General features: G+C 47.0%; 2 protein-coding genes. Both read left to right on the top strand.

Features of this window, described 5'->3' with window-relative positions; translation table 11 throughout:
- Window positions 1–556: 556 nt before the first annotated feature.
- Window positions 557–1,555 (top strand): DUF2167 domain-containing protein, encoded by a 999-nt coding sequence (locus EEL30_18935; protein ID QDX94177.1) that lies wholly within the window; start codon window positions 557–559, stop codon window positions 1,553–1,555.
- Window positions 1,556–2,522: 967 nt separating this feature from the next.
- Window positions 2,523–14,225: an amino acid adenylation domain-containing protein gene (locus EEL30_18930; protein QDX94176.1), complete on the top strand. Its 11,703-nt coding sequence runs from the start codon at window positions 2,523–2,525 to the stop codon at window positions 14,223–14,225.
- The last annotated feature ends 36 nt before the right edge of the window (window positions 14,226–14,261 follow it).

The following is a 14,261-nucleotide window of genomic DNA, read 5'->3' as shown; positions in this document are numbered from 1 at the left end:
ATTCAAATGATAATACAAAGGGCTGTCCCAAAGTCATGAAATATGACTGAAGGCAGCCCCTTTAGATTTTTGCTTAGCAAAAATCCCCCCCCCCTCCCCTTGACGGCTACTGTCGCTTTTCGGGCTTTTGATAGAGCATATGCCTAGCAGAATAGGTGTGAAGATTTATTAACACCCTTTTTTATAGTTAATCTATTAGAAAAATGTCGGGCCTAGTACCACATCTTTTCATAGATGAGTGGATACCAGATTAGTTACGATATTTGATACTTGGTTAGTTGTTGGCATACAGGTATGTACACCCTTTTTCCAAACCGATTATTTGTAGTAGAACATACCATAAGGAGTATGGAATTTATAGGGAATAAATATAAAAATATAATTTGTATCCAAAGGCTCTTGCAAAAAATATATTTATCAGAATTGTATGGGTAGTTACTGATTTCCTATGACTTTCTGCTTAATTATTTCCAACTAATATATCATTTACCACCATTAGATCAATTGTTAAGATTACGTTTGTGCATATAACTAATTTAACAATGGAGGCCACCAAGTGAGATCAAAAAGCATTTATTCAATCATTCTTGTTTTACTTATTACCGTTTTTACTACTTCGGTCTATGCAGTAGAGAATCTAAAATGGGTGAGTGGGGGGACGAAAGTTGATGTAGGGGATAAATTAGCTACTTTTAAAATCCCAGATCAGCTCACTTATTTGAACAAAGAAGATACCATAACGGTCCAAAAAGAGTTCGGGAACTCAGCATCATCACGCGAAATTGGAAGTGTGTACCCTACTTCGGATAAAGAAAATTGGTACGTAGTAATGGAATATGATGAAGTAGGTCACATCATGGATGATGAGCAAAACAATATTGATAAAGATGCTATCCTAAAGAGTTACAAAGAAGGAACAGAAGAGCACAACAAAGACCGCAAGCCTGAAGAGCAAATTCATGTAGTGGGTTGGCACGTTCCACCTTCCTATGACGCAAAGACTCATACCTTGCAATGGTCAATGCTTGCCGAAGATAATAAGAAAAACCCGATTATTAACTACAATTTGCAAATGTTAACACGAAAAGGATATGTTTCTTTTATTCTTGTATCTGATCCAGCGACATTGGCACAGGATAAAAAGATTTTGACTGAACAAATTATGCCTCAGTTCCAGTTGAAAGAAGGAAATCGATACAGTGACTATGATGCTTCGACAGACAAGTTAGCTGAATTTGGTTTGACAGGACTTGTACTGGGTGGATTAGGATTGGCTGTTGCCAAAAAAATAGGTATTCTTGCACTCATTCTTGTATTTTTGAAAAAAGCATGGATTATTGTAATTCTTGTGTTGGGTGGTATCTTTAAAGTAGTCACGAACATTTTCAAAAAGAAAAAGGCCCATGTCATGGAGCCATCAAGCGATTCTCAGGAGGCGACTGATCCCAATCCTTCAGTTGAGAAGACTCCGATAGTAGAGTCAAATGCATCATCGACTCCATCTAATCAAACTGATTCGACATCTTCTTCAAACGATAACTCAAAAACGATGTAAATAGTCAAACCACCTTGGATAAATCAGGGTGGTTTTTTCATCGTTATATGTAAATCTATTTGTGTTGTTTTGTTTACATAAAACAACACAATATGTTAATTTTTATTCGGATTACGTTTACAAATATTTTTGGATTGGGAGAGGATTTTCCAGCGAATAGTAGCACGAAATCAACTTGGCGTATTATGTCTCCGGTGGAAGCCGATTCCTTCTAATACAGGGAATCGGCATTTCTATTATTTAACTAACAAATTGAACGTTTAAAGACAGGGTTAGGAAGAAATCTCTTTTACAAAAACATGAACAAATTATTTTTTTGTAAATATTGTATTTATTTTTATGTAAATATTGTATATAATACGATTTGTAATTCCTTCCTATTCCTTACAATCTTAGTTACTACTAGTAGACTGCATCATTAACGTAGCGGTCAACGTCAAGCACTACAGACACTATGGAACCTTCTACGTACCCAACGTATTCGAACCGATCGACTGATCCGCTTTGCCGAAACCGATAAGCCTAAACATCTTCACATGGTATCCACCATGAGCGTATGTAGCAGTGTCATACCCGATGTAATTACGGGTAAACTTGTAAGCTTTCGCCTTTCATCCAAGTAGATAAAGTAAGATATGGTAAGAGCAGGATGCCTTTACCTAAGGACATCTGCTCTTTTTTACTAGTTACAAAGTGTCTTTTTGTGTAAAAAATCGTTATTTATTCCTGGTATGAAGATCTATCAAACCCAAAAAGTTTTTTTAGTTTTATTGAAAATAATTTTATATTTTTTGACATAGTAAGAAACTTCCATCAAACTTATATGTATGAAATTAATATTAATTGCATGCATATAAGTTTGATGGAAATTAAATTAATCCTTTCTTAAAATCTAGAATACGCTTCATTTTAGACATAGGAGACCGAATCTTTCACTATCCATCGTAACGAAGGGAGTATCTGATACATGTCACAACCTGTTGATTCTCGAACGATTCCAATCGACTTGGTAAAAGAGTTGAAAACGCTGGAAGGTGTTGGACAAATAGCCTCTTTGGCAAAAGAGGGCCTTGTTACCATTCCTGCCATTCATCTCAGTCACTTTTTCTCGGACTGGAAATCGGAACAATTGATGAACGGGAGCCAGACTTCCACAGCCACAACGCAACACGATGAACGGGATGAGGCTTTGCCGCTTGCGCTCAGTTTCGGGGGAGAGCTACAACTGGCGGTAGATGAACCAGGTACGTTAATCGAGGTTCTCTTGCGGGCGGCCCGTGTCGCTCACGACAAACGATTGATCTTTGTCCAACTCGATGGCAGCGAAGTCACCATGACTTATGCGAAGCTATTGCGAGAGGCGGAGTCGGTCCTGCGTGGTTTGCGCCAGCAAGGGCTTCAACCAGGCGATCCAGTAATATTCCAGTTGGATCACAACAAGAATTTTGTCACTGCGTTCTGGGCTTGTGTACTCGGCGGATTTTTGCCGACACCGATCGCGATTGCACCGACTTATACAGACTGGAATTCTGGGGTTAGCCGTATACATAACGCTTGGAAACTTTTACAGAAACCATTGATGCTGGTGGATGAAGCGTTGATTGGGTCGATTGAACAACTACAAACCCTCTTGGAGACCGACGAGTTACGTTATGTGGCACTGGAGCCGTTGACATACAATGAACCAGATCAGCAGTATTACGAGGCTACACCAGATTCACTCGTACTCCATCTTTTGACATCAGGCAGTACAGGAATTCCGAAGTGCGTTCAGCACTGCAACGAAAGCATCCTTGCTCGTGCGCGTGGTACAGTCGCTTGCCATAACTTTACATCGGATGAAATCATTCTGAACTGGATGCCATTGGACCACGTGGGTGGGATCGTGATGTTTCACGTGCTTGGCGTTTATCTGGCAAGCGAACAGATTTTGCCTAAGATCGACAGCTTTATCGCAAATCCACTCAATTGGTTCAACTGGATTGACCAATATCGGGCAACGATGACCTGGGCACCTAATTTCGCGTTTGCGCTGGTTAATGATCAAGTAGAAAAAATCAAACAAAGCAATTGGGATCTCTCCAGTATGCGCCATATCCTCAACGGGGGCGAGCCGGTCGTCTCTAAGGTTGTTCAGCAGTTCCTTACGTTGCTTCAACCGCACGGATTACCAGATGACGCGATGGCTCCATCCTTTGGTATGTCAGAGACTTCTTCCGGAATCGTTTTCAACAAGCTGCTCAATCGTCTGACCCCGACGAGCGGTTATCAGATTCTGGATAAAGCGTCGCTCGGTGGAACGATTCGCAGCGTTTCCGTGGGGCATCCGAATCATGTGATGTTTACCGAAGTAGGGGGGCCGATCCCCGGTGTATCCGTTCGTATCGTCGATTCCAACAACAACGTGATCCGCGAAAACCAGATTGGTCGCTTGCAGGTTAAAGGTAACAACATCATGGTGGGCTATTACGATAACCCGGAAGCGAACGCAGAAGTATTCGGCGGCGACGGATGGTTCATTACGGGTGATCTCGGTTTCCTGCATCAAGGCAGACTGACGATCACTGGTCGTGAAAAAGACGTGATCATCATCAACGGAAATAATATTCACAACTACGAAATAGAGTCGTTCGTGGAAGAGGTAAAAGGCGTCAAGGTCACGTTTTCTGCCGCTATTACAATTCCCAAGATGTCTAGTGGTAGCGACGAACTGGCGATTTTCTTTGTTCCGGTTGAACCTGATCTCGAATCCTGCTTGGGCGTGATCAAAGAGATTCGCCGTCATCTCAATGTCAAGATGGGCCTGAATCCGGCGTTGATCGTTCCAATCACGCAGGGAGAATTTCCTAAAACGAACTCTGGCAAAATCCAGCGTCCTGATCTTTCCAAACGTCTGGCTAACGGAGAGTTCGACGAGATCCTCAAGAAAATCGATCTGAAACTGGAAAACGACAACACGCTTCCAAGCTGGTTTTACAAACCAATATGGATAGAATGTCCGGTGGATGATGTTTCGTGTGAGGAGATGACAAAAGGCGAGAGAGTGGTAATTTCCGGCAATCGGCTACTCATGATTAATTCGTTCGAAGCGGTGAACGGATTGGTCTTAGGGGAAATGGGTGAAGGAGAATCTATCATCGTTACAAACGGAAAAGAGTTCTCCAAAATAGGGAGCTTTCAATATGTCGTAAATTTCAATAATCTAAATGATTTGAATAAATTATTCGGTGAGCTTGAAAAAGAGCAGATTGAGATCTCACATGTGTTCTTTTTGCAAGGGATGAGTGGTAATGTCACCCGTGATCAACCGCAGACCATAGACGAACTGAAAGCGGTGCAAGAGGACAACTACGCGACGGTCTATCTAGCAAAAGTCATGGCCGATCGCAATTTGCAACCATCAACGTTTACTCTGGTCACGCAAAACCTCTACCAGACGAACAAAGCAGAGATGGTTTCCTATGCGAATTCTCCGTTGATCGGCTTTTTCAAAACGTTACCGCATGAGTTCCCTGAGACGGCGTTTCTCCATATCGACCTGACTGATGACGCTCAAGAAATATACGGTGCATTCATCAAACAAGAACTAAACCGACTGGTAACCGCTGCACAATTGGCACTTTTGGAAGGTGTGACGAATCATACCAAAACAGCAATCGTTGCTTACCGTGGAGGAAAACGTTATATACCACGCATGACCCGTGTGGAATTGGAAAACACCGCGCTGACAGAGAGTCCGTTGACACAAAGTGGTTTTTACCTGATCACTGGTGGTCTTGGCGGGGTGGCGAAGCTTTTTGTCGAGCATCTGTTGCGTCACTATCAGGCAAAAGTGCTTCTTGTTGGCCGAACACCGCTTCCGGCTAGTTCAGAAGGGAGCTGTTCTGACGAATCAACAGGTACGAGTAAGAAAATCAAATGGCTTAAGGAGCTTGAAGCATGGGCACAAAACGGTGGAGAAGTTCACTATACCACATGTAATATCGCTGATCCGGTGCAACTCGAAGCTGTCACAGCTGAGTGGGAGGGGCGTTTTGGTCAGACTCTGAACGGAGTGATTCATCTTGCCGGTGTGTACCGTGAGACACTGCTCAAGGATGAAACCAAGGCGACGTTAGATGAAATGTTCGAAGCCAAGGTGTACGGTACGTTTGCCCTTTATCAGCTTTTGAAAAAGCGACCTACCAGTATGTATGTCACTTCATCCTCAACCACCACACTGTCATCTGGTTATATGGCGGGTGCGTATGCGGCGGCGAATCAGTTCGTGGAGAGCTTTAGCCAGTACATGCAGGCGAGTGGTGAAGTGAGAACCTATTGCTTCGCATGGAGCTTGTGGGATGACATCGGGATGGGGCGCGACCTGTTGGTGATGAAGGATATCCTGCAAAGCCGTGGTCACCAAGCGATCCGCTCTGTAAAAGGTCTCTATTCTTGGCTGATTGGGATGATGTCGAATGAATCTTTGCTCTATGTAGGGATTGATGCAACCAAACCGGACATGTCTAAGTTCCTGGCAATCGAACCTGAGAGAATACAAATGCTGCATCTCTTTTTTCAACTGGATCAAACGATGGAGCTGTCGTACCAATCGTTGAGAGAAAAGACAGAGCAAGTGCTTCTGGCGGCAAAGCCTGGTGAGCCGATTCAAGTGGTGTTGCATGAAATCGATGAATGGATGTACACCGAGGCGGGGGCAACCGATTGCGAAGAGATGCTCATGGCATTGGAGAAAAAAGCAGGAGGCATCGAACGCATCAAACCGAGGTCTCCATTAGAAAATGCCCTGTTTAGTATCTGGTCAAGTTTACTTGGAACAGATGATTTTGGGGTACGTGATAACTTTTTCGCTCTAGGTGGACAATCAATTAAAGCGACACAACTGCTGTCACAGGTCCGAGAGATTTGCCAAGTGGATATTCCGCTGAAAGCATTGTTTGTCAGTCCAACGATTGAGGGACTGGCCCAAGAGATCGAACAGAAAATGGGTGCGGGTCAACGTAACACAGGTGATCAGCATAAGATCAACAAAGCGGTGTACGGCGACACCCTACCTATGTCCAGCGCACAAAAGCGTCAATGGTACCTGTACCAATTGAACCCAGAGAGCCCGTACTACAACAACACGGTCAGCCTCCATCTGAAAGGAGAGAACGTCCAAGTTCATCTGCTTTCGCAGGCGGTGCAGTTGATTGTGGACCGACATGAAACACTGCGTACCCGATTTGCCCTGCAGGGGGATGAGGCGGTACAGATCATTGCTTCGGAACTGGTGATCGAAGTACCGTTGGTGGATGTGACACATCTGCCTTCCGGTGAGCGTGGACATGCGGTACAAGCTCAGATTCGTCAAGAAGCGATCACACCATTTAACTTAGAAAAGGATCCACTCATACGCGCTGTGTTGATCCGTGCTGCCGATGATGAACATGTCATGGTGGTCTCGATTCATCATATCGTCTCTGACGGTTGGTCTGTCGGGGTATTCATTGAAGAATTAGCCGATGCGTATGACCAGCTTAGAGACGGGAAGACCGTAGAATTGCCGGAATCGCCGATTCAGTATGCGGACTATACACTCTGGCAGCAAGACCTGCTCTCAGATGAACTGATCGTCCGTCAGCTGAGCTATTGGAAAACCAAGCTTGAAGATGCGACTGAATTGGAGTTGCCGACCGATTATCCGCGTCCAGTTAATCCAAGCCGAGTGGGCAAGTCCATTGAACGTAGATTCAGCTCACATCTGCGGGAAAAACTGGAGCAGTTGAGCCAGCAAGAGGGTGCAACCTTGTACATGATCTTGCTATCCTCTTTCTTAGCGCTGTTGTCCCGCTACTCTGGTCAGCGCGATGTAATTGTCTCATCCGTTACCGCCAACCGTAACCAGGTAGAGATCGAACGTTTGATTGGCTTTTTCGTCAATACGTTGGCGATGCGTGTGGATATAGATATGACGGAAAGTTTTGCTGATTTGTTGCAAAAAGTGAAAGTAACTGCGCTTGAAGCGTTCGACAATCAAGACGTGCCTTTTGAGATGGTAGTAGACGAGCTTGATCTTGAGCGTAGACCGCATCTTCACCCCCTTTCACAAGTGTTGTTCATCGTGCAGAACGCCAAGATGCGCCCGATTGACCTGGCAGATGCTACGATGACGATGCATATCGAGAACAGCGAAACCTCTAAGTTTGATGTTACTGTCCAAGTTTTTGAAGCGGGGGAAGACTTACAGGTTATGCTGGAGTACGATACTGAACTGTACCGCGATGATACGATGGAGCGGATGCTGTCACACTTCGAACGGCTTCTTACGGCAGTGAGTGAAGATGTGGCTCAACCACTGTCTCACGTGACGTTCCTCTCTGACGCGGACATACATCTGCTCGCGGCGTTTAATCAAACCGAGATGGATTACCCACGAGACATGACGTTGCACCAACAGTTTGAACAACAGGTAGCCCGTACTCCAGATGCTGTGGCTGCTGTCGAACAGGACGGGATCCAGAAGATCACCTATGGTGAACTCAATACACGAGCCAACCAACTGGCCCTCCACTTGAGAACCAAAGGGGTCAAAACAAATCAGGTCGTAGGTCTTATGGCAGATCGTTCGATAGGGATGCTGACCGGATTGCTCGCCATTCTCAAAGCGGGTGGGGCGTTCCTGCCGATTGATCCGGTACTGCCGACAGAGCGGGTCAGCTACATGCTGGAAAACAGCGGCAGTACCCTATTACTAACCGATCGTGATGAAACGGGTCTGATGTTCAGCGGTGACGTGATCAAGCTGGATGACACAGCGTATCAGCAAAACGCCACCGATAATCTGGATTGTATCAACATTTCATCCGATTTGTTGTATGCAATCTACACGTCTGGTACAACAGGTCGTCCGAAGGGGATCATGCTTGCACACCGCAATTTATCCAATATTGTTCACTTTGAATATAACCAGACCACACTTGATTTCAGACGTGTGTTGCAGTTTACCACAATCAGTTTTGACGTGTGCTATCAGGAGATTTTCTCCACGCTGTTGGCGGGTGGGGAGCTTCACATCATCGGCAATGATGACAAGCGCGATATCCTTAAGCTCCTGGCATTTATCGAAGAACGGGGTTTGGAGACGGCGTTCCTGCCGACCTCACTGTTGAAGTTCATCATCAATGAACCGTTCTACGTGGAAAAATTACCGAAATCACTCAAACATTTGGTCACAGCAGGGGAGCAGCTGATCCTGCCGGAATCGTTCATTACGTATCTGCATCAGCATGACATTCAGTTGCACAACCATTATGGACCGTCAGAGACGCATGTAATCACCAGCTTAACGATGAAGGCTAAAGAGCCAATCATGGGGATTCCACCGATTGGACGACCGCTAGCCAATACGCGAATTTTCATTGTAAGTGAACAGATGCAGCTCCAGCCTGTTGGTGTACCGGGTGAACTCTGTGTCTCTGGTGACACAGTCGGACTAGGCTACCTGAACCGCGATGATTTGACCGCCGAAAAATTTGTGCCAAATCCGTTTGCTCCGAGTGAAATTATGTATCGTACAGGCGATATAGCTCGCTGGTTGCCGGACGGCACGATCGAATACTTGGGTCGCATCGACCATCAAGTAAAAATTAGGGGTTATCGAATTGAGCCAGGAGAGATCGAAGTTCAATTGTTGAACCACCCAATGATTAGCAAAGCGTTTGTCATGATGTATCAGAGTGGTTCTAATCCCAGCCTGTGTGGGTACTATGTGACAGAGGAAGTCTTGACACCGGAAGCTGTCCACAGCTATCTGGCCGAATCTCTGCCTGACTACATGATTCCATCTTACCTGATGCCACTAAACGAGTTGCCACTCAATCACAATGGCAAGATCGACCGCCTCGCTCTGCCGATTCCTGAAGCGACTGTGATGATGGAAGAGTACGTGGCTCCGGGCAATGAGACGGAGGCTACACTGGCTGGGATATGGGCGGAAGTTTTGGGAGTGGAGAATGTGAGTGCGACCGGCAACTTCTTCAAAATCGGTGGTCACTCGCTTAAAGCGACGATGCTGGTATCGCGGATTCACAAGCATTTTGGTATCGAGTTCCCGCTCAAAGAAGTGTTCCTCAAACCGACGATTCAGCAGATGGCAACCTATATCGAGCAAGCCGTTGTCCGTTCCTATACGTCTATCGAACCCGCGGCAACTATGACGCACTATCCTGTCACATCCGCACAAAAACGTCTCTACGTCATCAGCCAGTTTGATGGTGTTAATACAGGGTATAACATGCCAATCATTGCTGAACTTCGCGGCGACTTGGACAAAGACCGCCTGCGACAAGCTCTTCAAGCTGTCGTCCTTCGTCATGACACGCTCCGCACCAGCTATGAGATGGTGGAGGGAGTGCTCGTACAACGGATTCATGAGAACGCTGATGTACCTGTGGAGATCGTACAGGCTCCCGAAGTTCAGTCGGATGCTGATGCGGTGACACTGATACACGACTTGATTACCGATGCGATCCGCCCGTTTGACTTACGTGTAGCTCCACAACTGAGAGCCACTCTGATTGAACTGGCTCCGGCGCACGCTATCCTCGTGGTAGATATGCACCACATTGCTGCAGACGGAGTGTCGCTGAATGTATTCATGCGCGACCTTGGCGTGTACTACCAAGGCACGGACCTACCGCCACTTCGCATTCAATACAAAGACTTTGCCGTCTGGAAGCAATCCCGCCTTGGCAGTGAAGAGAATCGTCAACATGAGGCATATTGGCTTGACATTTTTGCTAAAGAACTGCCAGTGCTAGAACTGCCGACTGATTACCAGCGTCCATCTGCCCAAAGTTTCGAGGGAGACCGCATCTGGATCGATCAGAGCAAAGACTGGACCACGAGACTCAAATCTTTTGCCACAAGTCAAGATACTACGCTCTATATGCTGTTGCTTGCTGCGTACAATGTCTTTTTGGCGAAATGGACGAGTCAGGAAGATATTATCGTAGGATCACCGATTGCAGGTCGCCCGCATGCCGATTTGGAGCAGATGATGGGTATGTTCGTCAACACGTTGGCGTTGCGCAACTATCCGCAGGCCAATAAATCATTCAGTCAATTCGTCGCAGAAGTGAAAGAACATGTGCTTCAAGCCCACGAACACCAAGATTACCCGCTGGAAGAACTGATCGAAAAACTGGGTCTGCGCCGCGACTTGAGCCGCAATCCGTTGTTTGACACGATGTTTACCCTGCAAAACGTAGATATCGACTACAACGTGATGCAAGATGTCCAAGTCAGCTCGTATGATTATCAATACCCGATCTCCAAGTTCGACCTGACGCTATTGTGTGTGGAAAAAGACGGGCAACTCCGCTTTGAGTGGGAATACAGCACTAAGCTGTTTGCCCGCGAGACGGTTGAGCGGATGTCCAAGCACTTGATCCACCTGTTGGAGCAAGTCATGGAACAGCCACAACTCTCCATTGTCGCCATCGAGCTGGTGACAGAAGCGGAAAAAGCTCAACTCTTGATTGATTTCAACCATACCGAACGCGATTACCTGGTTGAGCAGACGATCCATACTTTGATCGAAAAACAAGCGCTGGTAACACCTGATCAGACCGCTGTTGTATGTTGCTCAGAGGCACTGACCTATCAGCAACTCAACGATAAGGCCAATCAACTTGCACGTCGCCTGCGCGAAAAAGGAACGGGGCCTGAGCAGATTGTCGCCATCATGGCAGACCGCTCTCTAGAGATGTTCATCGGTTTACTAGCCATCCTCAAAGCTGGGGCTGCATTCGTGCCGATCGACCCGGAGTATCCTGCCGACCGTATCCAATACATGCTCGAAGACAGCCAAGCGAAGCTGTTACTCATTCACACTAGTCAAGCCGTGGAGATCAACGCTTACGCAGGGGAGGTCATTCTGATCGCCGACTCGACCTCCTATCAGGGCGACGCGTCCAACCTTCCAGAGGTAGCGCAGCCTGCCAACTTGGCGTACATCATCTACACGTCGGGTTCAACCGGGAAGCCAAAAGGGGTCATGATCGAGCATCGTTCGCTCGTCAATCTCTGCTTCTGGCATCAGAGCGAGTATGGCATCACATCCGAAGATGCTGCGACTAAATACGCCGGATTTGGCTTCGACGCCTCGGTTTGGGAGATCTTCCCGTACCTAATTAGTGGTGCGACCATCCATGTTATGGGGGATGATCTTCGTTACGATATCCACAAACTTAATGAGTACTACGAACAGCACCGTATCACGGTCAGCTTTTTGCCAACCCAACTGTGTGAGACCTTCATGAGTCTTGGTAACCGTTCGCTTCGTTACCTGATGACAGGCGGGGATAAGCTTAGAACGTATACGCCGCAAAACTATCAGCTGGTCAACAACTACGGTCCGACTGAAAACACGGTCGTTGCCACCAATTGCTTCATCACAGAGGCGGACAAGAACATCCCTATCGGCAAGCCGATCCACAACGTCAAGGCATATGTGCTTAACTCCCACAATCAGCTTCAGCCAATCGGCGTGTTGGGCGAATTGTGTGTCACAGGCACTAACTTGGCACGCGGCTATTGGAATAAGCAGGAGATGACCGCTGAAAAGTTCGTCGACAACCCGTTTGCTATTGGTGAGCGCATGTACCGTACAGGTGACTTGGTGCGCTGGCTTCCAGACGGTAATCTCGAATATTTGGATCGCATCGATGCCCAAGTCAAAATCCGCGGCCACCGTATTGAACTAGGCGAGATTGAAACAACGCTCTTGCAGCATCCATCTGTCAAAGAGGTCGTCGTCGTTGCACAGCAAGACAGCAACAGCAAAATGCTGGCGGCGTACTATACCGCTAGTTCAGTGGTATCTACCAATGATCTGCGCAAGTGGCTTGGTCAAACACTCCCGGATTACATGGTGCCATCCTATTTCATTGAGGTAGAGCAACTGCCGCTTACCGCCAACGGCAAGGTAGACCGCAAAGCATTGCCATCTGTGGACAAATCCGCAGAAGCCGCTATCTCCTACGTGGCACCACAAAGCGAGACAGATGCTATTCTCGCCACGATCTGGCAAGAAGTGCTCGGAGCAGAACGGATCGGTATCCGCAACAACTTCTATGATCTGGGAGGCGACTCGATCAAGGCCATACAAGTGATTGCCCAGTTGAACAAGCATCAACTGAAAGTGGAGATCAAAGATATCTTCATGAATCCGACCATCGAGGAACTCAGCCTCTACGTCAAACCGCTGGAGGCCAAAGCAGATCAGGACATGATCACAGGTGAGGTTGAGTTGACACCGATCCAACGCTGGTTCTTCGCCCAAGATTTCGCTGACTCTCACCATTGGAACCAATCGATGATGGTCTACCGTCGTGAAGGGTTTGACGAAGAAGCCCTTTATCGCGTCTTGCGCCAACTGGTGTTACATCATGATGCCTTGCGCATGTCCTACGTGTTGTCTCAGCATCACATCAAGCAAGTGAACCGTGGGGAAGAGAGTCATTTGTTTGACTTTGAGGTAATTGACCTTGGCAATCTGACCGTTGGGAACGAGCTTGACACAGCCATCCGTACCGAGGCTACCCGCATCCAGCAGAGTCTTGACCTGACCCATGGGCCACTCGTCCATACCGGCCTGTTCCATACGGCGGAAGGTGACCATCTCTTGCTGGCGATTCATCACTTAGTGGTAGATGGTGTCTCCTGGCGCATCCTACTTGAAGACTTAGCGATCGGGTACGAGCAGGCAGTATGCGATCAGATGATCCATTTTGCTGAAAAGACGCACTCTTACCAAAACTGGGCAGAGGCGCTCACCACATATGCCAACAGCCGTATGGCACAGAAAGAAGCGAGCTACTGGCAAACCGTGGTACAGACCGCAACCGAACCATTGCCAAAAGATGCAACATCGCCATGCAACCGCTGGGCTGAAACTGCCGAAGAAACGGTCTGTCTGAGCGAAAAGGAAACGGAAGATTTGCTTAAACACGCACATCACGCCTATAACAACGAGATTAACGAAATCCTGCTCACTGCGCTCGGCTTGACACTCAGTGAATGGAGCGGACAGACACAAATCCGTGTCGATCTAGAAGGACATGGCCGCGAAGACATAATAAAAGACATCAACGTGACACGAACAGTTGGTTGGTTCACTTCGATCTATCCTGTGGTGCTGAAGATGAATGCACCGCGAGACCTTGGACAGCAGATTAAACAGATGAAAGAATCGCTTCGCCAAGTTCCCAACAAAGGTGTTGGTTATAGCATTCTCAAATACCTCACCGAGACAACGCTCACCGACACACAGGCCGAAGTCAGCTTTAACTATCTCGGTCAGTTTGACAACAGCCAGCGAGTCGGGTTGTTCCAAGCATCTGACAAACCAGTCGGTGAGATGTTCAGCCCAAGCGCCGAACGAACCTATATGCTCGACTTCCTTGGCATGGTAACAGACGGCAGGTTGAAGCTGTCCGTCCTGTATAACACCCAGATTCATCAGACAGAAACCATTACCAAACTGTTGGCCCGTTTTAAAGAGAACCTGCTGCGCTGTATCCAACACTGTGTAAGCCAGCAAACCAATGAGTTAACCCCTAGTGACTTTACCTCAAGCGGCTTGAGCTTTGATGACTTGGAAGCGGCGTTGGATCTTTTTAACTGATGAAGTAATCTGTCATCCCCGAAAACCGGTCACGTC

Source organism: Brevibacillus laterosporus (assembly GCA_007833815.1).
GTDB lineage: Bacteria > Bacillota > Bacilli > Brevibacillales > Brevibacillaceae > Brevibacillus_B > Brevibacillus_B laterosporus_D.
Note: the sequence above shows the minus strand (reverse complement) of the source record. Positions and strands in the feature narration are given on the sequence as shown.